Annotated in this window: 32 protein-coding genes and 2 pseudogenes; all 34 read right to left on the bottom strand. The window is 45.7% G+C overall.

The window, feature by feature from the left end; all coding sequences use genetic code 11:
- Nucleotides 1-6 precede the first annotated feature (6 nt).
- The 34 genes and pseudogenes from HMPREF9193_RS10325 to rplC all read right to left on the bottom strand — a co-directional run bounded on the left by HMPREF9193_RS10325 (nt 7) and on the right by rplC (nt 19805).
- Entirely contained in the window at nt 7-753 is a 747-nt protein-coding gene (locus HMPREF9193_RS10325) for an NAD-dependent protein deacylase (protein ID WP_021688088.1), read from the bottom strand.
- Nucleotides 754-784: 31 nt separating this feature from the next.
- On the bottom strand, nt 785-1423 hold the full coding sequence (locus HMPREF9193_RS10320; protein WP_021688087.1) for a CBS and ACT domain-containing protein: 639 nt from the start codon (nt 1421-1423) through the stop codon (nt 785-787).
- Nucleotides 1424-1619: 196 nt separating this feature from the next.
- Nucleotides 1620-2324 (bottom strand): ABC transporter ATP-binding protein, encoded by a 705-nt coding sequence (locus tag HMPREF9193_RS10315; protein ID WP_021688086.1) that lies wholly within the window; start codon nt 2322-2324, stop codon nt 1620-1622.
- Nucleotides 2317-3120, bottom strand: coding sequence for an ABC transporter ATP-binding protein (locus HMPREF9193_RS10310; protein ID WP_021688085.1), 804 nt, complete (start codon nt 3118-3120; stop codon nt 2317-2319). Before HMPREF9193_RS10310 ends, HMPREF9193_RS10315 begins: the two co-directional genes overlap by 8 nt.
- On the bottom strand, nt 3110-4165 hold the full coding sequence (locus tag HMPREF9193_RS10305) for a branched-chain amino acid ABC transporter permease (protein ID WP_021688084.1): 1056 nt from the start codon (nt 4163-4165) through the stop codon (nt 3110-3112). The genes HMPREF9193_RS10310 and HMPREF9193_RS10305 overlap by 11 nt, the downstream gene beginning before the upstream one ends.
- Before the next feature lie 12 nt (nt 4166-4177).
- The gene (locus HMPREF9193_RS10300; protein ID WP_084604404.1) at nt 4178-5062 is read right to left on the bottom strand and encodes a branched-chain amino acid ABC transporter permease; all 885 of its coding nucleotides are present in this window, start codon (nt 5060-5062) and stop codon (nt 4178-4180) included.
- Nucleotides 5063-5099: 37 nt separating this feature from the next.
- Nucleotides 5100-6266 (bottom strand): ABC transporter substrate-binding protein, encoded by a 1167-nt coding sequence (locus HMPREF9193_RS10295; RefSeq protein ID WP_021688082.1) that lies wholly within the window; start codon nt 6264-6266, stop codon nt 5100-5102.
- Between the two features lie 229 nt (nt 6267-6495).
- Complete coding sequence (locus HMPREF9193_RS10290; RefSeq protein ID WP_021688080.1) at nt 6496-6816, bottom strand: hypothetical protein; 321 nt, start codon at nt 6814-6816, stop codon at nt 6496-6498.
- Between the two features lie 159 nt (nt 6817-6975).
- Nucleotides 6976-7449: pseudogene (rplQ, locus tag HMPREF9193_RS10285) on the bottom strand (50S ribosomal protein L17); the annotation flags it as partial.
- Nucleotides 7439-8494, bottom strand: coding sequence for a DNA-directed RNA polymerase subunit alpha (locus tag HMPREF9193_RS10280; RefSeq protein ID WP_021688078.1), 1056 nt, complete (start codon nt 8492-8494; stop codon nt 7439-7441). The gene HMPREF9193_RS10280 and the pseudogene rplQ, both read right to left, overlap by 11 nt.
- Before the next feature lie 167 nt (nt 8495-8661).
- On the bottom strand, nt 8662-9042 hold the full coding sequence (gene rpsK / locus HMPREF9193_RS10275; protein WP_021688077.1) for a 30S ribosomal protein S11: 381 nt from the start codon (nt 9040-9042) through the stop codon (nt 8662-8664).
- A 16-nt stretch (nt 9043-9058) separates the two neighbouring features.
- Nucleotides 9059-9424, bottom strand: coding sequence for a 30S ribosomal protein S13 (gene rpsM, locus HMPREF9193_RS10270; RefSeq protein WP_021688076.1), 366 nt, complete (start codon nt 9422-9424; stop codon nt 9059-9061).
- 17 nt (nt 9425-9441) lie between these two features.
- Nucleotides 9442-9555, bottom strand: a complete 114-nt coding sequence (rpmJ, locus tag HMPREF9193_RS11105; RefSeq protein WP_016526180.1) for a 50S ribosomal protein L36 — start codon at nt 9553-9555, stop codon at nt 9442-9444.
- A gap of 31 nt (nt 9556-9586) precedes the next feature.
- On the bottom strand, nt 9587-10909 hold the full coding sequence (gene secY, locus HMPREF9193_RS10265; protein WP_021688075.1) for a preprotein translocase subunit SecY: 1323 nt from the start codon (nt 10907-10909) through the stop codon (nt 9587-9589).
- Between the two features lie 14 nt (nt 10910-10923).
- The gene (gene rplO / locus HMPREF9193_RS10260; RefSeq protein ID WP_021688074.1) at nt 10924-11376 is read right to left on the bottom strand and encodes a 50S ribosomal protein L15; all 453 of its coding nucleotides are present in this window, start codon (nt 11374-11376) and stop codon (nt 10924-10926) included.
- Nucleotides 11376-11567 carry a 50S ribosomal protein L30 gene (gene rpmD / locus HMPREF9193_RS10255; protein ID WP_040848282.1) on the bottom strand — a complete coding sequence of 64 codons (192 nt, stop codon included), beginning with the start codon at nt 11565-11567 and terminating at the stop codon, nt 11376-11378. Before rpmD ends, rplO begins: the two co-directional genes overlap by 1 nt.
- 2 nt (nt 11568-11569) lie before the next feature.
- Nucleotides 11570-12082, bottom strand: a complete 513-nt coding sequence (gene rpsE, locus HMPREF9193_RS10250; protein WP_021688072.1) for a 30S ribosomal protein S5 — start codon at nt 12080-12082, stop codon at nt 11570-11572.
- Between the two features lie 8 nt (nt 12083-12090).
- On the bottom strand, nt 12091-12453 hold the full coding sequence (rplR, locus tag HMPREF9193_RS10245) for a 50S ribosomal protein L18 (RefSeq protein ID WP_021688071.1): 363 nt from the start codon (nt 12451-12453) through the stop codon (nt 12091-12093).
- An 11-nt stretch (nt 12454-12464) separates the two neighbouring features.
- Nucleotides 12465-13004 (bottom strand): 50S ribosomal protein L6, encoded by a 540-nt coding sequence (gene rplF, locus HMPREF9193_RS10240; protein ID WP_021688070.1) that lies wholly within the window; start codon nt 13002-13004, stop codon nt 12465-12467.
- Nucleotides 13005-13017: 13 nt separating this feature from the next.
- Nucleotides 13018-13416, bottom strand: a complete 399-nt coding sequence (gene rpsH, locus HMPREF9193_RS10235; protein WP_021688069.1) for a 30S ribosomal protein S8 — start codon at nt 13414-13416, stop codon at nt 13018-13020.
- Between the two features lie 15 nt (nt 13417-13431).
- Nucleotides 13432-13617 (bottom strand): type Z 30S ribosomal protein S14, encoded by a 186-nt coding sequence (locus HMPREF9193_RS11100; protein WP_084604401.1) that lies wholly within the window; start codon nt 13615-13617, stop codon nt 13432-13434.
- A 7-nt stretch (nt 13618-13624) separates the two neighbouring features.
- Entirely contained in the window at nt 13625-14176 is a 552-nt protein-coding gene (rplE, locus tag HMPREF9193_RS10230; RefSeq protein WP_021688068.1) for a 50S ribosomal protein L5, read from the bottom strand.
- On the bottom strand, nt 14176-14490 hold the full coding sequence (gene rplX / locus HMPREF9193_RS10225) for a 50S ribosomal protein L24 (RefSeq protein WP_021688067.1): 315 nt from the start codon (nt 14488-14490) through the stop codon (nt 14176-14178). Before rplX ends, rplE begins: the two co-directional genes overlap by 1 nt.
- A gap of 22 nt (nt 14491-14512) precedes the next feature.
- Nucleotides 14513-14881 carry a 50S ribosomal protein L14 gene (rplN, locus tag HMPREF9193_RS10220; RefSeq protein ID WP_021688066.1) on the bottom strand — a complete coding sequence of 123 codons (369 nt, stop codon included), beginning with the start codon at nt 14879-14881 and terminating at the stop codon, nt 14513-14515.
- A gap of 15 nt (nt 14882-14896) precedes the next feature.
- A complete protein-coding gene (gene rpsQ / locus HMPREF9193_RS10215; RefSeq protein ID WP_021688065.1) occupies nt 14897-15169 on the bottom strand; it encodes a 30S ribosomal protein S17 in 273 nt (90 codons plus the stop codon).
- Nucleotides 15170-15179: 10 nt separating this feature from the next.
- Complete coding sequence (gene rpmC / locus HMPREF9193_RS10210; RefSeq protein ID WP_021688064.1) at nt 15180-15386, bottom strand: 50S ribosomal protein L29; 207 nt, start codon at nt 15384-15386, stop codon at nt 15180-15182.
- A 10-nt stretch (nt 15387-15396) separates the two neighbouring features.
- Complete coding sequence (gene rplP / locus HMPREF9193_RS10205; RefSeq protein WP_021688063.1) at nt 15397-15816, bottom strand: 50S ribosomal protein L16; 420 nt, start codon at nt 15814-15816, stop codon at nt 15397-15399.
- Between the two features lie 221 nt (nt 15817-16037).
- Nucleotides 16038-16724 (bottom strand): annotated as a pseudogene (rpsC, locus tag HMPREF9193_RS10200) (30S ribosomal protein S3); the annotation flags it as partial.
- A gap of 1 nt (nt 16725) precedes the next feature.
- Nucleotides 16726-17082, bottom strand: a complete 357-nt coding sequence (rplV, locus tag HMPREF9193_RS10195) for a 50S ribosomal protein L22 (protein ID WP_040848267.1) — start codon at nt 17080-17082, stop codon at nt 16726-16728.
- Between the two features lie 9 nt (nt 17083-17091).
- Complete coding sequence (gene rpsS, locus HMPREF9193_RS10190; protein ID WP_021688060.1) at nt 17092-17373, bottom strand: 30S ribosomal protein S19; 282 nt, start codon at nt 17371-17373, stop codon at nt 17092-17094.
- 14 nt (nt 17374-17387) lie between these two features.
- Entirely contained in the window at nt 17388-18212 is an 825-nt protein-coding gene (gene rplB, locus HMPREF9193_RS10185) for a 50S ribosomal protein L2 (protein ID WP_021688059.1), read from the bottom strand.
- A 34-nt stretch (nt 18213-18246) separates the two neighbouring features.
- Nucleotides 18247-18531 (bottom strand): 50S ribosomal protein L23, encoded by a 285-nt coding sequence (locus HMPREF9193_RS10180; protein WP_021688058.1) that lies wholly within the window; start codon nt 18529-18531, stop codon nt 18247-18249.
- Complete coding sequence (rplD, locus tag HMPREF9193_RS10175; RefSeq protein ID WP_021688057.1) at nt 18531-19163, bottom strand: 50S ribosomal protein L4; 633 nt, start codon at nt 19161-19163, stop codon at nt 18531-18533. The genes HMPREF9193_RS10180 and rplD overlap by 1 nt, the downstream gene beginning before the upstream one ends.
- Before the next feature lie 15 nt (nt 19164-19178).
- Nucleotides 19179-19805: a 50S ribosomal protein L3 gene (rplC, locus tag HMPREF9193_RS10170; protein ID WP_021688056.1), complete on the bottom strand. Its 627-nt coding sequence runs from the start codon at nt 19803-19805 to the stop codon at nt 19179-19181.
- Between the last annotated feature and the right edge of the window lies 1 nt (nt 19806).

Raw genomic sequence — 19806 nt, 5'->3', positions numbered from 1 at the left:
CGCTTTTTATACTTTTAACTGCGAAAAAACTTCGGCAATGGGAGATCTTATAATTAAATCGGCGCTGCCGTCCGCTGCGGTTTCGCCCTTGTTTATCAGCACTAAGTGTGCGCCCTTAAAGTATTGAATTAACGAAGCGGCAGGATACACCGCCAGCGACGTTCCGCCGATAATGAGCGTGTCTGCTGCGGCAACGGCGGCAGCACTTTTTGAAAGAATGTCGGTATTTAAGCTTTCTTCGTACAGCACTACATCCGGTTTTACCGTGCCGCCGCAATGCTCTGTTTTTATGCACACGGGAACGGTACTCATATCGGGGACGCCGCTTTTAATAATATAGTCCACATCATAAAAAGCACCGCAGTTCATACAGTAGTTGCGCAGCACGCTGCCGTGCAATTCGTACACCGTTTTACTTCCCGCCGCTTGGTGTAAGCCGTCTATGTTTTGCGTAATTACCGCTTTTAATTTTCCCGCATTTTCCAATTGTGCAAGTTTGGTATGCGCCGCATTGGGCTTTGCTTGCGGAAAAAGCATTTTGCTGCGGTAAAAGCGGTAAAACTCTTTCGGATACGCATTAAAAAAACTGCGGCTTAAAATAGTTTCCGGCGGATATTTCCACTCTTGATTGTACAACCCGCCCGTGCTGCGGAAATCGGGAATACCGCTTTCGGTAGATACCCCCGCTCCGCCGAAAAACACAATTGAGCTGCTTGTATCGATAATTTGTTGTAATATATGTATTTCGTCCATGGCAAAACCGAAGCTTTTTAAGTACCCCAGCCTAACGGATATCTTCCAAAACGGCGCCGATATCTTTAATAATGCGTATTAAATCGTCCTTTGCTATATCGGATACTTTTATTGTACAACGCCGGTGCTTTACGTCTTCGCCCTCTGCGGTTACCAGCGACACGATATTTCCGTTTAAATCGGCAATCGCTTTGGCAAAGTGTGCTATTTGACCGGGTTTTTCGTCTAACGAAAATGAAGCGCGCACTCCGCGGTGACGTGCACCGAACATATCCACAAAGGTAGCAAACAAATCCCGAACGGTAACGATGCCGGTCAGCAAATTACCGCGCATAATCGGCAAGCAACTGATATCTTTATCCGCCATAATACGCGCAGCTTCTTCCACTACTTCGCTTTCCTGTACTACCGTTACGTTTTTTTCCATAATCTTTTCGACTGTCAGTTTGGAAAGCAAATAGCTTATTTCATACATATCCAATGTTGTTGCAGAAGACGGAGCTGCTTTAATTAAATCTTTTTTGGTAACGATACCCACTAAGTTATCGTTTTTATCCAAAACAGGGAAGCGCCCGACACCTTCTTTTGTCATAAGTGCTTTTACATCGTTTACGGACATATCCGGATTTATATACACCGGATTTTTTGTCATAACATCGGCTACGGTCATAAAATTATTTTAACACGTCTTATTCAATTCGTCTACAATAAAAATTAATTCTGCGAAAGCGTTCACCGCGGGCAACCGAATACCCCAACGAAATGGTATATGCAGCATTTGAAGCAAACTTATGTGGAATATCCACTTCCCGTTCCGTTGCCGTTGCCGGTAGACGGTGTTACGGACAGTTTTATAGACCGGTTTATCAGCCTCCCAAATAGGCTTTTTTTACGGTTTTGTCTTTTATTAAAACACAAGCGTCGTCGCTTTTTATTATTTTACCCGTTTCCAATATGTATGCGCGCTTTGCAATCGACAACGCTTTAAAAGCATTTTGTTCGACTAACAGCACAGTCGTGCCTTCGGCATTTATTGTTTTTATAATCGAAAAAATTTCGTCAACTAAAATAGGAGCAAGTCCCATAGACGGTTCGTCGAGCAGCAGCAGTTTAGGCTTTGACATAAGGGCGCGCCCCATTGCAAGCATTTGCTGCTCTCCGCCTGAAAGCGTGCCGCCTACTTGACGTGAACGTTCTTTAAGGCGCGGGAAAAGGGTAAACACTTTGTCCATATCTTTTTTTACAGCCGCACGGTCTTTTCTTGTGTAAGCGCCCATTTCAAGATTTTCGTGTACGCTCATGTTCGCAAAAATCCTGCGTCCTTCAGGCACTTGAATAAGACCGGTGCGCACTATAGCATCGGGAGCAAGGCGGCTTATATCCTGATCTTCAAACACAACGCTTCCCGTGCTTTTGCGTATAATATTTGAAATTGCGTGCAAAGCGGTTGTTTTTCCCGCGCCGTTTGAACCGATAAGCGATACTATTTCGCCTTCGTTTACTTCAAACGAAATACCGCGCAAAGCGCGAATTGCACCGTACTGAACAGTCAAATCGTTTACTTTAAGCATTGTTCAGCACCTCATCTCCCAAATATGCTTTAATAACAGCCGGATTTTTTTGAATGTCGCTCGGTTTACCTTCGGCAATAATCCGCCCGTAATCGAGCACAATCAAGCGCTCGCAAATTCCCATAACCAAATGCATATCGTGTTCTATCAATAAAATCGTTACATCGAATTCCTTACGTATAAAGGAAATAAGCTTCATCAGTTCATCCGTTTCCTGCGGGTTCATACCGGCAGCAGGTTCGTCTAAAAGCAAAAGAAGCGGCGAAGATGCCAATGCCCGGCAAATTTCCAATTTACGCTGTTCGCCGTACGGAAGATTTTTAGCAAGTTCGCTTTTTTTATTTTCGATATTAAACAATTCCAAAAGAGAGGCGGCTTTTTCCGCCATGCGCTGCTCATCGTTGTAAAAACGGCGGGTGCGCAGCAGCACATCAAACGGGTTTACTTTACGGCTGCCGTGAAGTGCAATGCGTATATTGTCTTCAACCGTTAGGTTGGAAAACAATCGGATATTTTGAAACGTGCGTGCAATACCCAAGCGGTTCAGTCTATCGCTCGAAAGTTTTTCAACGCCGTGTACGCGCCCTTTTTTATCCCAAAAAGCAATGCTTCCTTCGCTCGGCGTATATACGCCGGAAAGCATATTGAATACAGTGGTTTTTCCCGCACCGTTCGGTCCGATGAGACCCACCAACTCCCCTCTGTGCAAAGTGCACGAAAAATTGCTTACTGCACGCAAACCGCCGAACACAATGGAAATATCGTTTACTTGCATTAAAAATTTTTCACTTTCCATCGTCTGCCTCATCTTGCTTTGCAGCGCGCATTAGGCACAAACGTTCTTTTTGTGCAATCCAAACAGCGCACACGAAAGCACACATTTTTTCCCACAGTGCTACAAAAGACAATTCTTTTATACCCAACAGTCCTTGCGGACGAAACAGCATTACAAAAATCAAAATGAGCGGATAAATAAGCAGTCTAAAGTCTTTTAAAAAGCGCAAAAATTCCTGCATATAGCTGAGCACAAAGGCTGAAAGCACTGAACCGGTTATTGAGCCCATGCCGCCCAATACTACAAAAATAAGGTAGTCTATGCTGCGGTTAAATGATGCCAAATCGGGCTTTATAAAACCGATAAAGGGAGCGTATAGCGCACCTGCAATACCGGCAACAAAGGACGATATAACAAAACCGGTCATTTTATAGCGGAATACACCGATTCCGCTTGAAGAAGCGGCTATTTCGTCTTCGCGTACGGCAAGCACAGCCCTGCCGTACGTGGAGCGTATAAAATTATGCAGCAATACAATGGTAATTACCAAAGTGCCGATTATAAAAAACCATGCGCCATAGGGTGTCAGCGAAAGCCATACGGCACCAGGATCTGTAAAACGTTTGCCGCTTGCGCCTCCGGTAAGTTCTTTAAAATTTACCAAAACCACGCGGATAATTTCGCCGAAGCCGAGCGTAACGATTGCCAAATAATCTCCGGTTAGTTTTAAAGTGGGAAAACCTATAGCAAAGCCTGCAAATGCCGTTATAATGCCGGAAACAAACACGCTTAGTGCAAGCGGCAAATGAAGCGTTTCGGTTAAAAGAAGTGCCGAATATGCTCCGATTGCCATAAAGCCTGCTTGCCCCAAAGAAAGTTGACCGGTAATACCGCACACAATATTTACGCTAAGCGCCATCAACGCGTTAATTCCTGCCAGTGTAATAATTTGCGCCGTGTATGCGTCTATAACCGAAAAACGGATCAACAAAGCGGGCAGTACTACGGCGCAAGCGGCAAAACAAGCGGGAATAATGGTGTTTTTTATTGAACGAACGTGCTTCACCTGTGCCTCTTTTTATACTTTTTCGCGCTTTGTTCCGCCCATAATGCCGGTCGGTTTTACCAGTAAAATAACGATAAGAATGGCAAAAGAAATCGCATCGGCAAATTGCGAGGATAAAAAACCCTTTGTCATTGTTTCGGCAATGCCCAAAATAAAGCCGCCGAGCATAGCTCCCGGCACCGACCCTATGCCGCCCAAAACGGCGGCAACAAAGGCTTTAAGACCGGGCATAGTTCCCATTACCGGATCTATTTGCGGATACGATGCCGCATATAAAATGCCGCCCGCCGCTGCAAGCACAGCTCCGAGTGCAAAAGTAAATGCAATGGTTTTGTTTACAGAAATTCCCATGAGGCTTGCAGCGTGCATATCGAACGACACGGCGCGCATGGCTTTGCCGACCTTCGTATGATTTATTACATAATTGAGTATAAGCATTAAACATGCCGACAATACAATCACAAAAAGCTGTATATTGGAAACCGATACGGGGCCGAACACAATCGTCACTGGTTCGGGACGCACGTATTGGCGGGGGTTCGGTCCTATAAAAGGCAAAACCCGCGCGCCGTTTTGTAAAATTAAAGAAACGGCAATTGCCGTAATAAGCGAATTAAGGCGCGGTGCGTTTCTAAGCGGGCGGTAGGCAAAACGTTCAATCAAAACCGCCAAAAGTGCGCAAAATGCCATTGCAAACACAAAAGCGGCTATTAAGGCGGCGGGGCTTGTTCCCAGCATACTCATAATAAAAAATCCGCAATAAGAGCCTACCATAAGGATGTCGCCGTGAGCAAAGTTTATCAGCTTTACAATGCCATACACCATAGTGTAGCCTAAAGCAATTAAAGCATAAATACTTCCCAGCGACAAACCGTTTACCAGCTGGCGGATAATCATCGTCATCGTGCCGGTTTCCACAAACGCTCCTTAAGCCTTACGGGTTAACCGCCGCTTTATACACCGCCGTCAATTTACCGTCTTTTTTTACGATTTCCATCATAACGGCGGATTTTATCGGGTTATGTTTTTCATCAAACGTTAAATTGCCGGTAACATAACTGCCGTTTGTTTTTTCAAGCGCTTCTTTAAGAGAAGTTGTATCTGAAGCACTGGATGCGCGTTCGGCAGCGTCTTTTAAAAGGTACACACAATCGTATGCCAAAGCCGCAAAAGAAACCGGAGTTGTTTTATACATTTTTTTGTAGGAGTCGACGAATTGGGTTACTTTTTCATCGGTGGAATCTGCAGCATAGTGATCGGAGTAAAATCCATTTACTACTTCGTCTCCTGCATTTTCCATTAAACCGCCCCAGCCGTCGCCGCCGACCATGGCAGTATCTATGCCTTGTTCACGAAGCTGCTTGGCAATCAAAGCTACAGTTCCGTAATAGTCCGGCAGATAAACCACATCCGGTGCGGCATTTTTAATTTTTGTAAGCTGTGCCCGGTAATCTTTGTCTCCATCGCTGTAAGATTCTGCAGCGCATAACGAACCGCCGGCTTTTTCAAACGCGATTTTAAAATTTTCGTACAAGCCGACCGAATAATCGTTTGTTATATTGTACAGTACCGCCGCACGTTTTTTGCCCAAGTTTTCGGCAGTGAACTTGCCGCCGACGGTTCCTTGAAAGGGATCTATAAAACATGCTCGGAATATAAAATCGCCTGCATCGGTAATGCTCGGTAAAGTTGCCGCAGGCGCCAAAAGCACTACTTTTTGAGCTTGTGCAAGCGATGTTATGGCGGCGGTTGCCCCCGATGTAAGAGAGCCGATAATAACCTTTACGCCGTCTTTTGTGGTCAATTTTTTATATACGTTAACCGTTTTTTCAGGGTTGCCTTCGTCGTCTTCGCTGATAAGTTTTATTTGTTTACCGCCGATACCTCCGGCAGCATTTATTTCCAAAACGGCAAGTTCAACGCCGTTACGGGCTTCGTTTCCGTATACGGCGACAGGTCCGGACAGCGGAAAAATACCGCCGATAACAAAATGGTCGCTCTCTTTTTTTGCACAGCCGGCAAAAAACACGAGCACGGCGGCAACAGCAGTTACAAATGCTGCGTACCCCAAAAAAGGTATGGATTTTTTAGAAAAAAGCATCATAATAAAACCCCTCGTTTTTAAGATAAAAGCTATTATACTTAAAAATAAAAAACCTGTCTATAGTTTTACTAAAGTTTTTTTACTGTGGATAAAGTTTTAAGTAAAATAAACGGGCGGCGCATCCGAACTTTAAACCGTTCAAACACGCCGCCCGCTCAGCGAAGTTCTGTCCAAAAAACTGAAGTTCGTGGACAGACTCTAATCCTCTAGACTATTCCGCTCTTCTTTATTCTGCTGCAGACGCTTCTTCGGCTGCTGCAGTTTCCGCAGGTGATTCTGCAGAAACCGCTTCGGCAGTTGCAGTTGCTTCGGCGGACGTTTGTTCAGCAGATGCTTGCGCTGCGGGAGCTGCTTCAGCTGCAGCAGCCGGCGCAGGAACGTTGCTGTTTTTAATGGCAGCGTTACAGAATTTGCAAACTGTTACTTTTTTGCCGTCTATTTCGTGCTCATACAGCACTTTAATGTTTTCTTTTTTACAGCGGCCGCATGTTCCTCTTCCGTGACGGGCAAGAGAACGTATACCTTTTCCGCGATGTGATTTCGACATAACTGCTCTCCTTTACTCGCCTTTTGCTTTTTTACCATCTGCGGCTTTTACATCTTTTTTAGCCGAAGTTTTTTTTGCTCCGGTTTTGCCATCTGCATCTTTTTTAGTGTTTCCGTCTTGTGCCGGGGTTTTATCGGAAGCGGCTTTTTTGCCGGAAGTTTTTTCTTTAGCAGCTCCCTTATCCTTTACGGAAGCACCCGTCTTTGCAGCCTTTGTTTCCGCAGGTTTTTCTTTTTTGGCTTTATCTTCTTTTTTATCCGCTTTTGAAGTATCCAATTTATAATCGACCAGCTCAAGGATAACCAAATCCGCTGCGTCTCCTTGGCGGAAACCGAGCTTTAACACACGCGTATAGCCGCCGTTACGCTCTTTCATGCGCGGACCGATATCGGTAAACAATTTTGCCAACACCGCAGCATCCGCAATAAAACGAGCTGCTTGACGGCGGTTGTGCACGCTGTCTACTTTGCTGCGGGTAATCAGTTTTTCCGCAGCTTTGCGTACTTCCAAGGCTTTCGCTTTTGTCGTGGTAATCCGCTCGTATCTAAACAGCGACGTTACCATATTCCGCGACATAGCGCGCTGATGTGCAGCTGTGCGCGAAAGGGGATTAAAACCGTTTCTATGATTCATTCGCTTCTTCCTTTTTTTTCGTTAAATTTACCGCATTTTTCAAATGGCTGTAATCGGTCATACCGAGGTTAAGATCCCATTCAAGCAGTTTGTCTTTTATTTCCAACAAGCTTTTTTTGCCGAAATTGCGGGTTTTGGCAATATCGTCTTCGGTTTTTTTAGTTAACTCTCCGATTGTATGGATATTTGCATTTTTTAAGCAGTTAGAAGAACGTACCGACAATTCCAATTCTTCAACGGGGGTATTCAAAAGCTGGCGAATACGCTCGTCGTCTTCATCATAATCGTCTCCGCGCCCCATTTCGCTGTCGTTAAAATTAATAAAAATCGAAAAATGATCTTTTGCAATTTTTGCAGCTTCAGCAAGAGCGTCTTCGGGCGATACGCTGCCGTCTGTCCATATTTCCATAACGAGTTTATCGTAATCGTTGCGCTGCCCCACGCGGCACGGCTCAATCGAATATTTTACTTTCGGTATAGGAGTAAATATGGCGTCCATCGGTATGGTTCCCACAACTTCGATATAACGTTCGTTTTCTTCGGCGGGAACATAACCGCGTCCCAAGTCTACTTGAACTTCAAATTCCAAATGAGCATGTTCCATCATTGTAAAGATATGCATACCTTTGGACATAACGCTCAATTGTGTTCCGCGTTCAAACATATCGCTGGTAACTTTTCCGGGACCTTTGAATTCAAATAAAAATGTTTCCTGTTCGGTATCGCTATCCAGTTTTAACCGAATTTGCTTCATATTGTTCAGCACTTCCAACGCGTCTTCCACAACGTCGGGAATACTTTCAAATTCGCTGGAAATAACGTGAGGAACACCGTCCGCGTCGTAAGAGGTAATACGCACGGAAGTAATCGCATAGCCTTGAATGCTGGACAGCAATACGCGGCGCAGCGTGTTTCCGACCGTAGTACCGAAACCGGGTTCAAAAGGATATGCGGTAAATTTTCCGCAATTCGGACTGGTTTCGATATGCTCAAACGTAATCCCTTTCGGTGTCTTAAATCCTTGAAGCAGATTTTTACGGGCCATCGGGACTCCTTATCATTATAAGTAAAGTTCGGCATTAAGCCGCCCTTGTATAAACGCGCTTTTTTACGGCATTTTATACTTAAAAAAAGCACGCCTTAAAAAAACAGTTTCCGTTTTATAACGCACAAACGTGCACGGAAGCTGACACCTTACCGTTTTCGGCTTTGTTACATGCGCCGCGTTTTACGCGGGCGGCAGCCGTTATGAGGAATGGGGGTAACATCGCTTATCGATTTTACCTTTAATCCCAAAGCTCCTAAAGAACGAACCGCACCTTCGCGTCCGACTCCGGGACCTTTAACAAATACATGCACTTCGCGAAGTCCGTAGCTTGCCGCTTTTTGAACTGCGGTTTCCGCTACGGATTGGGCTGCAAACGGAGTCGATTTTTTTGCACCGCGGAATCCCAAACCGCCTGAGGATGCCCAAGACAGCGCGTTTCCTTTTAAATCGGTAATCGTAATAATCGTATTATTAAAGGTTGCTTGAATATACACGTTGCCTTCATATACGCTCTTTTTTTCTTTGCGTTTTTTTACGGTAGCCATTTATAATACCTCCAGCCTATTTCTTCTTGCCCGCAACGGTTTTTTTCTTACCTTTGCGTGTACGTGCATTGGTGCGCGTGCGCTGTCCGCGGACGGGCAGTCCTTTTCTGTGCCGATAGCCCCGGTAACAGCCGATATCCATAAGGCGTTTGATATTCAAACCTATTTCCGAACGCAACCGGCCTTCCACTTTGTATTCGCCGTCGATAAGCGTACGCAAAGATGCAACTTCGTCTTGAGAAAGGTCGTTCATCATGCGTTCCGGATCTATTTTTGTCTTGGCGCAAATTTCTGCAGCCGAAGAACGTCCGATTCCGTAAATGTAAGTCAACGCAACATTGACATGCTTGTTAGGGAGGTCAACTCCCGCAATTCGAGCCATTCAGTTACTCCTTAAGCTCAGCCTTGACGCTGTTTGTGCTTGGGGTTGGAACAAATGATCCGGACAACACCGGCACGTTTGATCACCTTACACTTATCGCAAATAGGCTTTACACTTGTTCGTACTTTCATAGTATCTCCTATAATACCAGTAACCGCACCGTTATAAATTACGAGAGCGTAGTTTGCCTTTTTTTACCAAACCGTCGTGATGGTGCATTTTAAGCAATGCTTCAACTTGACTCATTGTGTCCAAATCGACGCCGACCAAAATCAACAGCGAAGTACCGCCCATAATCAAAGAAATGCTTTGAGGAAAACCGAATGCGTTTTGAATTACAGTCGGCAAAACCGCAATGAGCGCCAAATACAAAGAACCGGGCAAAACCAAACGGTTCAAGACTTTTTGCATATATTCTTCCGTTTTGTCCGTTCTGATTCCGGGAATGGAACCTCCGTTTTCCCGAATGTTTTTTGCGATTTCGGTGGGGTTTAAAGTTACCTGTGTATAAAAATACGCAAAAAAGACAATCAATATAACGAGCAAAACGTTGTACAATAAGCCGGTAGGCGTAAGAACGGCGGCAACACGGTTAAGCGCGCGCACGTTGGGCCCCAAACTTGAAGCAATTTGCAGCGGGAACGTTAAAAACGAAGAAGCAAAAATAATGGGAATAACGCCCGACGGATTTATTTTAAACGGAATGTACGTGCTTTGACCGCCGTACATTTTCCTACCGATAACGCGTTTGGCATAGTGAACGGGTATTTTGCGCTCGCCTTGCTGCTCATACACAACAAAGGCGATAATACCGATAAACATAACCAGCACTACAACGCTTTTTACCAACATTTGGCTGCCCTGCGTATTAATCAATTTACCCAATTCATACACGGCAGACGGCAAACGTGCGACAATACCGGCAAAAATAATCATCGAAATGCCGTTTCCGATACCGCGCGCTGTTATTTGTTCACCCAACCAGATGGTAATCATAGTTCCGGTAGTAACCGTTAAAATAAACAGCAATCTGAATAAAATGCCGTTGGAAATAATGACCGCACCCGGCACATAGTACGCGTATGCGGTTAAAGCCGCAGCTTGTACGATACACACAAATACCGTACCGATACGCGTCCACGATTGCACTTTTTTTTGCCCGCCGTCTTCCTGCACAATGCGCTTTAAGCTGGGGAAAATAATCAGTGCAAGCTGCATAATAATTTGGGTTGAAATGTACGGCATAACACCGAGCATAAACACTGAAAAATTGGAAAACGCGCCGCCTGCAAAAAAGTCCATATAATCGACAAAAGCGTTGCCTTTGGTCAATGATGAAAAATATGCAGTTAAAGCATGAGGACTTATACCCGGCACCGTTAACACGCTGCCGAGGCGGAACACCGCGAGAATCGTAACGGTAAATAAAATGCGCTCACGCAATTCCTTTACCCTAAACATATTCACTATAGGATTGCTTGCCATATCTTTCCGCCCGTTTAATCGCCGGTTACGCTAACCGTTCCGCCGGCTTTTTCTATTTTTTCTTTAGCCGAAGCCGAAACTTTATCCGCGCACACGGTCAATTTTTTAGCAATATCGCCGTTGCCTAAAATCTTTATTAAAGACGCCGACTTTTTAATTAAACCTTTAGCAGTCAGCGTTTCGCGGTTTACCGTTTCACCGTCCGCATATTTAGCGTCTATGCCGTCAAGATTTACAACGGCGTACTCTTTGCGGTACGGATAGTTGGAAAAACCGCGGCGTGCGATGCGGCGGTACAGCGGCATTTGTCCGCCTTCAAAACCCACATAAGTTTTGCCGCCCGAACGGGATTGTTGACCTTTGTTACCCCGTCCTGCAGTCGTACCGCGTCCCGATGAAGAGCCGCGACCAACAATGCGTTTCTTTTTATTGGCGCCGTAGGGCGCAGAAAGAACCAAATCGGCCATTAATTTATCTCCTCAACTTTTACCAAATGAGAAACGGATGCCGCCATTCCCAAAATAGCGGGATTTGCTTCCTGTTCCACACACGAGTTAATTTTTCTTAAGCCCAAACTGCGCACAGTTGCCCGTTTTGCAGGTTTTTGTCCTATAGTACTTTTAATCAGCGTTATTCTGATTTTTTTTGCTTTAGCCATCATTAACCCCACATATCTTTGAGGTTTTTGCCTCTGTTTTTTGCAACTTCACGTGCGTCCATCAAATTTTCTACGGCTTTAAAAGTTGCCCGCACTACGTTAATAGACGTACTCGAACCGAGAGACTTGGACATAACATCGGTTGCGCCGGCAGCTTCCATAATAGCGCGCACCGGACCGCCTGCAATAATACCGGTTCCTGAACAAGCCGGAAGCAAAAGCACCGAAGAGCCTTTGTACGTAGCTTGAATTTCATGCGGCAGCGTGCCGTGGCGCAAGGGAAGCGTTACCAAATTACGTTTTGCTTTATCGATACTCTTTTTTATTGCTTCGGTAACGTCGTTTGCTTTGCCGAATCCGTAGCCGACCCGTCCTTTTTGATCGCCGACAACCGTCAATGCAGAAAAAGAAAAACGGCGGCCGCCTTTTACAACTTTGGCAGTGCGGTTTAATTTTACCAGTTTTTCAATAAACTCTTTCGGCTGATCTTTATCATGGTTACGTTGATGTTCCATAGCCTCTCCTAGAATACGATTCCGGCTTTGCGGGCGCCGTCGGCAATAGCTTTAACTACACCGTGATACAAATATCCGTTGCGGTCAAAAACAACTGTAGTAATTTTCTTTTCCGCAAGCCGTTTGCCCATCGCTTCGCCTATTTTTTCGCCGCCTGCCACATTGGGCTTTACCGACGAAAAATCTTTTTCCAAAGTGGAAACGGCTGCAAGCGTTTTACCTTCATCGTCGTCTATAACCTGTACATACAAATTGCAATTGCTTTTTGTTACAGTCATACGGGGACGCGCAGCGGTACCGTGCAGGTGTTTGCGGATATGAATTTTTCTTTTTAAGCGCTTTCGTTCTTTATCACTCAGTTTTCTAAACATAGTAAACACCCTTATTTTACGCCGGCTTTACCGACTTTGCGTTTAATTGTTTCCGTTTCATAACGGACACCCTTACCTTTATACGGTTCCGGTTTTCTTAAGCGGCGCAATTGCGAAGCAAATTCGCCTACTTGCTGTTTATCGATACCGGCAACAGTTATTTTACCTTGCGCATCCGCCGTAACGGTTAAACCTTCGGGAATAGCGGCAATAAAATCCGTTGAATAACCGAGATTCATAATCAGCATTTTACCCTGTACTTCGGCACGGAAACCTACGCCGTTTATAATAAGGCTTTTTGAAAAACCGTCGGTTACACCGATAACCATATTGCGGATAAGACTGCGGTATAAGCCGTGCGCGGCACGTGCATTTTTGCTGTCGTCATTTCTCGACACGCACACTTCGCTGTCTTTAACATCTATAGTTACCAAATCGTTATAATCTTGCGTTAATTTTCCTTTAGGACCTTCAACGCTGATTACATGCTGTGCGGCGGTTATTTTTACTCCCGCAGGAACGGCTACGGGAAGCTTACCGATTCTTGACATACTTCCTTTCTCCTTACCAAACGGTACAAATCAATTCGCCGCCGACCATTTTTTCGGCAGCCTTTCTGCCCGTCGTAACGCCGGCAGAAGTAGACACGATAACCGTTCCGTACCCGTTATACACACGGGGCAACTCTTTATAACCCGAATACACGCGGCGGCCGGGAGTCGAAACTTTTTTTATCCCGTGAATGACCGGTGCATTTTTATCGTCATATTTAAGGAATATTCTGATAACGTTTATATTATCTTGGGTAATCTTTTTAAAGTTTTTAATATACCCTTCCGTTTTCAGAATTTTCACAATTTCCAGTTTCAGTTTGGATGTCGGCACATCAACTTTTTCGTGGCGCGCCGTTACCGCATTCCGAACCTTGGTCAGCATATCTGCAATGGGATCTGAAACACTCATACTCTACTCCCGCCTTTACCAACTGGATTTTGTAACGCCCGGTAACAGGCCTTCACTTGCTAACTTACGAAAACACAAACGGCACATTTTATATTTCCGTAAATATCCGCGCGGGCGACCGCACACTTGGCAGCGGTTAACCCGTCTGGTACTGTATTTCGGCTTGCGTGCAGCCTTAATAATCATCGACTTCTTTGCCATGAACTCCTCACTTCCTAAAAGGCATTCCGAACTTGGTAAGCAAAGCACGCGCTTCGCTGTCCGTACGCGCACTGGTTACGATATTCACATTCAAACCGGAAACACGCTCGATTTTGTCGAAGTCGATTTCGGGGAAAATGATCTGTTCCGTAATACCGAGAGAATAATTTCCGTGTCCGTCAAAACCGTTGGGATTGACGCCGCGAAAATCCTTAACACGGGGCAATGCTGCGTTAATAAAGCGGTCTAAAAACTCGTACATATGAGCGCCTCTTAACGTTACCATTACACCTACTTCATTGCCCTCACGAAGTTTGAAGTTTGCGATACTCTTTTTTGCCTTTGTTTTTACAGCTTTCTGACCGGTTATAAGCGTTATATCAGACACTGCGGCATCAAGGAGTTTCTTATTTGCGAGAGCTTCGCCGACGCCCATGCTGACCACAATCTTTTTAAGAGCGGGAATTTGCATAACGGACGTATAACCGAGTTCTTTAAAAAGCTCGGGGGCGATTTTGTCTTTATAGACTTTCTTAAGCCGGGGTATGTAATTGCTCATTACAGGGTATCTCCACATTTACGACAGACGCGGATTTTTTTATCGCCGTCGAATTTGTATCCGATTTTAGTAGGACCGCATTTTTTGCACACGATCGCTACGTTTGAAATATGCAGCGGCGCTTCGACTTCGGCAATACCGCCTCTGTCTTGCTGGCTGCGCTTTTTCATCGCTTTTTTTACGATATTACAGCCGGCAACAATAACTCTGTCTTTATCGCGGATAACGCGAACCACATTACCGCGTTTACCCTTGTCTTTTCCGGCAATAATTTCCACTTGATCGTCTTTACGAATCTTGAATTTTCTTTCCATTCCGTTAACTCCTCAAGACCCGTTACAGCACTTCCGGAGCAAGCGATACGATTTTCATATAATCCATATCGCGAAGCTCACGGGCGACGGGACCGAAAACGCGCTTGCCCTTAGGGTTGTTCGAAGCGTCTATAATAACACACGCGTTATCGTCGAAGCGGATATACGTCCCGTCCGAGCGGCGGTATTCTTTGGCAATGCGCACTATAACGGCTTTTTCAACCGAGCCTTTTTTTATAGCCGACGTAGGAATTGCATCCTTTACCGCCACAACGATAACATCACCGATACTTGCATACCTGCGATGAGAACCGCCGATAACCTTTATACATTGAACGATTTTTGCTCCGGAGTTATCCGCAACGTTCAAATTGGTTTGCATCTGAATCATAATTGCGCCTCCCCGTTATTTAGCCCGTTCGATAATTTCGTCAAGCCGCCAGCATTTTTCGCGGCTTAGCGGACGACACTCTACAATGCGCACGCGGTCTCCAATATGTGCATCGTTTTTTTCATCGTGTGCCTTACATTTTTTGACACGCGTAACGTATTTTTTGTAAAGCCGATGCAGTTTTTTTGTTGAAACCGACACGACAACGGTTTTATCCATTTTATCGCTGGTAACAATACCAACAAAAGAACGCTTCGCCGCTTTTCTTTGAACTGCTTGTTCTTCCACGGGTCAACTCCTACTTATTTAAGCCGGCTATTTCTTTTTGCCGGATCAACGTATTTACTTGCGCAATTTCACGGCGCATGGTACGTTTTTGCAAAGGATTTTCAACATGTCCGATTACCATTTGGAAACGAAAATCCATGTACTTCTTTTTAAGCTCATTCCTTTTTGCAACCAGTTCGGAATAAGACAACTCTTTTTCTTTTTCTTTTTTTGCCATTGTATTACTCCTACTCTACCGTATTGCGATAGGCAACTTTGGTTTTAATAGGCAGCTTGCTTCCCGCAAGTTTAACCGCCTGTTCCGCCAAACCGATATCCACCCCGCCGATTTCAAACAATATCTGACCGGGCTTAATAACCGCTGCCCAAAATTCGGGAGCACCTTTTCCCTTACCCATACGGGTATCGGCAGGCTTTTTAGAAACAGGCTTGTCCGGGAACACACGGATCCACACTTGTCCGCCGCGGTTTATTTTACGGTTTAATGCAACACGCGCAGCTTCTATGTGTTTTGCCGAAAGCCATATCGGCTCAAGCGCAACAAGAGCCACCTCTCCGAAATCTATATGACAGCCGCGCGTAGCATTGCCTTTAATTCTACCGCGCTGCACCTTACGGTGTAAAACTCTTTTAGGACTTAACGCCATACCTATCTCCTTTACGCCTGCTGCTCAGCGCTGTCCGCCGCTTCCGGCTTTGCCCGAGACTCCGCTTTTTCGGTTTTGTCGGCAGCCGAAGAAGACTTTGCCGCCCTCTTGGATTTGGTTTCGGCAGTTTTATCCGCATGCTCTGCAGCACCCTGCTCGCGCTTGTTTGCGCGGTCCGCCCGCGGCGCATGCTCGTTTCCGTTTGCGCGGTCTGCAAAACCGGTGCGCTCGCGGCGTTTTTTCAAAAGCTGCCCGGCATCTTCGTTTTGTTCGCGACCGTACATCATACCGTTATAAATCCACACCTTTACGCCGATTTTTCCGAACGTAGTAAGCGCTTCGGCAAACCCGTAATCGATGTCGGCTCTAAGCGTGTGCAAAGGTACGCGGCCGTCTTTATGCTCTTCGGTGCGCGACATTTCCGACCCGCCCAAACGTCCGCTTATACGGATCTTTATACCCTGGGCGCCGGTTTTTATAGCGCTGGAGCACGATTGTTTTAAAGCTTTGCGAAACGAACCGCGGTTTACCAATTGACGCGCTACGTTTTGTGCAACCAAAGAAGCGTTTATTTCAGCTCTTTTTATTTCTTTAATTTTAATTTGAACCTTTTTGGTCAAATTCTTTTGAATTTCAGCGCTGATTTTTTCGATATTCGCGCCTTTTACACCGATAATAACGCCCGGACGAGCCGTGTGTATAACAATCGTCACCCGCTGCGGATGGCGCACAATTTCCACATCGGCAATGTCGGCATTTTTACATTCCGGCAAAGCTTGAACCATTTTTCTGATTTTCAGATCTTCAAGCACCAAATCGGCATATTCGCGAGGATCCGCATACCAGCGGGACTGCCACGTTTTATTTACGCCGAGGCGCAGCCCTATCGGATTAACTTTCTGTCCCACTTTATTCCCCCGCCTTTTCAGCTACCACAACGGTAATATGGCACATGCGCCGCAAAAGCATATCCGCACGTCCCTTGCCGCGAAACCACACTCTTTTCAGACGCGGCCCTTCATCAATACGAATTTCTTTAACAAACAGCATATCTTCATCAAGCTTTTTGTTTGCAAAAAGAGCATTTGCCACTGCGGATTTTACCGTTCCGCGAATAAGCGCGGCGCCCTTTTGCGGCATATTCTCAAGAATAGCCATAGCTTCCGAACATGTTTTCCGTTTGATAACATTCGCTACAGGACGTACCTTTGTAGGCGATGCTATAAGAAATTTTGTTATAGCTCTGTACCCGCTTTTTTCAGCCATCTTGACCACCTACTTATTCTCGGCTTTTTTATCGGATCCGGCATGCCCGCGGAAAATCCGCGTAGGAGAAAACTCTCCCAATTTATGCCCGACAAGGTTTTCCGTAATATACACGGGCACCCAAGACTTGCCGTTATACACCGAAATCGTATTGCCTACCATTTCGGGAATAATAGTCGAACAACGGGAGTATGTTTTTATCATCTTCCGGTCCGCCGCTTTATTCATTTCAATAACCTTTTTATAAAGGCTCTTTTCTATAAAAGGACCTTTTTTAACAGATCGCGACACGTTACGCTCCTCTCCTACTTCTTGCGGCGGGTAACAATAAAGTTGTTAGACACCTTCCGCTTTTTACGGGTTTTGTACCCGCGGCACGGTTGTCCCCACGGAGTAACGGGATTGCGTCCTTTTCCGGCGCCTTCACCGCCTCCCAGCGGATGGTCTACAGGGTTCATCGCCATACCGCGCACGGACGGACGTACACCCAGCCACCTATTACGTCCGGCTTTACCCAAACGCACATTCAGCCTGTCTTCATTTCCCACGGTTCCGATAGTGGCATAGCATTTTTTATGCACTCTGCGCACTTCACTCGAAGGAAGACGAAGAGATACATAATCGCCTTCTTTTGCCGCAACGAGCGCGCTCGCACCGGCTGAACGGGCAAGCTGCCCGCCCTTTCCCAAAGTCAACTCAATATTATGCACGGTAAAACCAACCGGGATAGCTTCCAAAGGCAATGCGTTTCCTACCGCAGGAGAAGCATTTTCGCCGGATACGATTTTTTGCCCCACAGCCAATCCTTGCGGCGCAATAATATAGCGCTTTTCTCCGTCCGCATAAAATATCAACGCAATATTTGCGCTACGGTTCGGATCATACTCTATAGTACGTACCGTTCCCGGAATACCGTGTTTATCGCGTTTAAAATCTATATCGCGATAACGCCGTTTATGACCGCCGCCCTGATGCCGAACCGCAATCCGCCCGCCTGCGCCGCGACCGCCCTTCGACGAAATTCCCGACGTAAGACTTTTTTCGGGTTTATCTGCGGTCAGTTCATCTTTGCGCAAATCAACCCGCCCGCGGGTCCCTGCGGTTATCGGCTTATATAGTTTAAGAGCCATGTTTAGGATCCCCTTTTATTCCGAAATTTGAAAGCTATACGCCTTCAAATACTTTAATTACTTCGCCAGGCGCCAGTTTGACGATGGCCTTTTTCCAACTGGAAGTTCTACCGGCACGGTAACGCACCCGTTTCATCTTTCCAAACACATTCATCGTAGTACAAGCGGCGACTTTTACATTAAAAAGTTTTCTTACCGCTTCTTTTATGTCAAGCTTCGTTGCATCGGGATGTACTTTAAATACATACTTTCCCTGTTCCCGCAATTCCGTTGCCTTTTCCGACAACACCGGTTCAATGATTACATCTTCGTGCATCATTATTCGGCCTCCTTTTTATAAAAATCAGCCAAATTTTTTGCAGCGCTTTCAAGCATCAGTATCTTTTTTCCGTAAAAAAGATCGTGCGCGCGCAGCCTGTTATAGGACAAAAAGGACAACGTAGGAATATTACGGGCAGCCCGCTTAATATTTTGATCGTCATCTTTTAAGACAAGAACGGTTCTTTCATTTTGAGAAAAATGTTTCAAAATAGCCGCCATATCCTTTGTTTTACCGCTTTCAATGGTAAAATCTTCGATAAGCGTAAGAGAATCGTTTTGCGCTTTCATGCTCAAAATAGATTTCATTGCCAAACGTTTTACCTTTTTAGGCAGCGTATAGCTGAAATCGCGCGGTTTGGGACCGAAGATAACACCGCCCCCGCGTAAAAGCGGAGATTTTTTATCACCGCGGCGCGCACGTCCGGTGCCTTTTTGTTTATACGGCTTTGCGTTACTGCCGTGCACTTCCGAACGATCTTTTGTGCACGCCGTTCCAAGCCGCTTATTAGCCAATTCATTGATAACGGCATAATAAATCACATCTTCGTTTACCGGAAGACCGAATACCGTATCATCCAATTCAACCGTCCGCAGCTCTTTGCCGCCGACCGAATAGACTTTCTTTTTCATTTGTCTTCCTCGCCGTTACATCTCTTTTTTTACCGCAGTTTTAACGATTAACGTACAATCTTTAAAACCGGGCACCGAACCGCACACCATAACAACACGAAGCTCGGGATCCACTTTTACTACGCGCAAATTTTGCACCGTTACACGCTCACGCCCCATACGACCGGGCATTTTTACGTTTTTAAAAGAGCGCCCCGGAGAGGTACACTGCCCCGTGGAACCCGGCTCACGGTGAAACTTCGAACCGTGCGAAGCACGTCCGCCGCCGAAACCCCAGCGTTTTACAACACCTTGAGTTCCCTTACCTTTAGAAACGGCGGTTACATCCACAAAACGAACGCCGTCAAAAAGCTCCACGCCCACCGTATCGCCTACAGCAAGCTCGCCTTCAAAATCGCGGAATTCTTTTACATCCCGCTTGGGTGCTATGTTTTCGGCAAACAAACCGGCATAAGGTTTGGAAATCTTCGTTTTTTTCAAATCGTCGATACCAAGCACAACCGCATCGTAACCGAATTTTTCTTTTGTTTTTAGGGCAACAACCGTATTAGGCTCGACGCGGATCACGGTTACCGGTATAAGGTCACCGTCTTCATCGAATACCTGAGTCATTCCCGCTTTTTTAGCAATCAGACCTTTCATT

The sequence above is a fragment of the Treponema lecithinolyticum ATCC 700332 genome (genome assembly GCA_000468055.1).
GTDB lineage: Bacteria > Spirochaetota > Spirochaetia > Treponematales > Treponemataceae > Treponema_C > Treponema_C lecithinolyticum.
The sequence above is the reverse complement of the archived record's forward strand: the minus strand, read 5'-3'. Positions and strand labels throughout refer to the sequence as shown.

What these genes read in the sequence shown, in the direction of transcription:
- rplN (WP_021688066.1), bottom strand. Translation starts at nt 14,881, where the DNA reads ATGATTCAGATGCAAACCAATTTGAACGTTGCGGATAACTCCGGAGCA.
- rpsM (WP_021688076.1), bottom strand. Translation starts at nt 9,424, where the DNA reads ATGGCTCGAATTGCGGGAGTTGACCTCCCTAACAAGCATGTCAATGTT.
- rplO (WP_021688074.1), bottom strand. Translation starts at nt 11,376, where the DNA reads ATGGCCGATTTGGTTCTTTCTGCGCCCTACGGCGCCAATAAAAAGAAA.
- rpmC (WP_021688064.1), bottom strand. Translation starts at nt 15,386, where the DNA reads ATGGCAAAAAAAGAAAAAGAAAAAGAGTTGTCTTATTCCGAACTGGTT.
- HMPREF9193_RS10315 (WP_021688086.1), bottom strand. Translation starts at nt 2,324, where the DNA reads ATGCTTAAAGTAAACGATTTGACTGTTCAGTACGGTGCAATTCGCGCT.
- rpmJ (WP_016526180.1), bottom strand. Translation starts at nt 9,555, where the DNA reads ATGAAAGTACGAACAAGTGTAAAGCCTATTTGCGATAAGTGTAAGGTG.
- HMPREF9193_RS10300 (WP_084604404.1), bottom strand. Translation starts at nt 5,062, where the DNA reads ATGATTATCCGCCAGCTGGTAAACGGTTTGTCGCTGGGAAGTATTTAT.
- secY (WP_021688075.1), bottom strand. Translation starts at nt 10,909, where the DNA reads ATGGCAAGCAATCCTATAGTGAATATGTTTAGGGTAAAGGAATTGCGT.
- rplC (WP_021688056.1), bottom strand. Translation starts at nt 19,805, where the DNA reads ATGAAAGGTCTGATTGCTAAAAAAGCGGGAATGACTCAGGTATTCGAT.
- HMPREF9193_RS10325 (WP_021688088.1), bottom strand. Translation starts at nt 753, where the DNA reads ATGGACGAAATACATATATTACAACAAATTATCGATACAAGCAGCTCA.
- rplD (WP_021688057.1), bottom strand. Translation starts at nt 19,163, where the DNA reads ATGAAAAAGAAAGTCTATTCGGTCGGCGGCAAAGAGCTGCGGACGGTT.
- HMPREF9193_RS10280 (WP_021688078.1), bottom strand. Translation starts at nt 8,494, where the DNA reads ATGGCCCGTAAAAATCTGCTTCAAGGATTTAAGACACCGAAAGGGATT.
- rpsE (WP_021688072.1), bottom strand. Translation starts at nt 12,082, where the DNA reads ATGGAACATCAACGTAACCATGATAAAGATCAGCCGAAAGAGTTTATT.
- rpsH (WP_021688069.1), bottom strand. Translation starts at nt 13,416, where the DNA reads ATGAGTGTTTCAGATCCCATTGCAGATATGCTGACCAAGGTTCGGAAT.
- rplE (WP_021688068.1), bottom strand. Translation starts at nt 14,176, where the DNA reads ATGAGCAATTACATACCCCGGCTTAAGAAAGTCTATAAAGACAAAATC.
- rplB (WP_021688059.1), bottom strand. Translation starts at nt 18,212, where the DNA reads ATGGCTCTTAAACTATATAAGCCGATAACCGCAGGGACCCGCGGGCGG.
- HMPREF9193_RS10310 (WP_021688085.1), bottom strand. Translation starts at nt 3,120, where the DNA reads ATGGAAAGTGAAAAATTTTTAATGCAAGTAAACGATATTTCCATTGTG.
- rplR (WP_021688071.1), bottom strand. Translation starts at nt 12,453, where the DNA reads ATGTTTAGAAAACTGAGTGATAAAGAACGAAAGCGCTTAAAAAGAAAA.
- rplX (WP_021688067.1), bottom strand. Translation starts at nt 14,490, where the DNA reads ATGGAAAGAAAATTCAAGATTCGTAAAGACGATCAAGTGGAAATTATT.
- HMPREF9193_RS10320 (WP_021688087.1), bottom strand. Translation starts at nt 1,423, where the DNA reads ATGACCGTAGCCGATGTTATGACAAAAAATCCGGTGTATATAAATCCG.
- rpsK (WP_021688077.1), bottom strand. Translation starts at nt 9,042, where the DNA reads ATGGCTACCGTAAAAAAACGCAAAGAAAAAAAGAGCGTATATGAAGGC.
- HMPREF9193_RS11100 (WP_084604401.1), bottom strand. Translation starts at nt 13,617, where the DNA reads ATGGCAAAGAAGTCGATGATTATTAAGGCTGCACGCAAGCCGAAATAC.
- rpmD (WP_040848282.1), bottom strand. Translation starts at nt 11,567, where the DNA reads ATGGCTAAAGCAAAAAAAATCAGAATAACGCTGATTAAAAGTACTATA.
- HMPREF9193_RS10180 (WP_021688058.1), bottom strand. Translation starts at nt 18,531, where the DNA reads ATGATGCACGAAGATGTAATCATTGAACCGGTGTTGTCGGAAAAGGCA.
- rplV (WP_040848267.1), bottom strand. Translation starts at nt 17,082, where the DNA reads ATGGCTGAAAAAAGCGGGTACAGAGCTATAACAAAATTTCTTATAGCA.
- HMPREF9193_RS10290 (WP_021688080.1), bottom strand. Translation starts at nt 6,816, where the DNA reads ATGTCGAAATCACATCGCGGAAAAGGTATACGTTCTCTTGCCCGTCAC.
- rplF (WP_021688070.1), bottom strand. Translation starts at nt 13,004, where the DNA reads ATGTCAAGAATCGGTAAGCTTCCCGTAGCCGTTCCTGCGGGAGTAAAA.
- HMPREF9193_RS10295 (WP_021688082.1), bottom strand. Translation starts at nt 6,266, where the DNA reads ATGCTTTTTTCTAAAAAATCCATACCTTTTTTGGGGTACGCAGCATTT.
- rplP (WP_021688063.1), bottom strand. Translation starts at nt 15,816, where the DNA reads ATGGCGTTAAGTCCTAAAAGAGTTTTACACCGTAAGGTGCAGCGCGGT.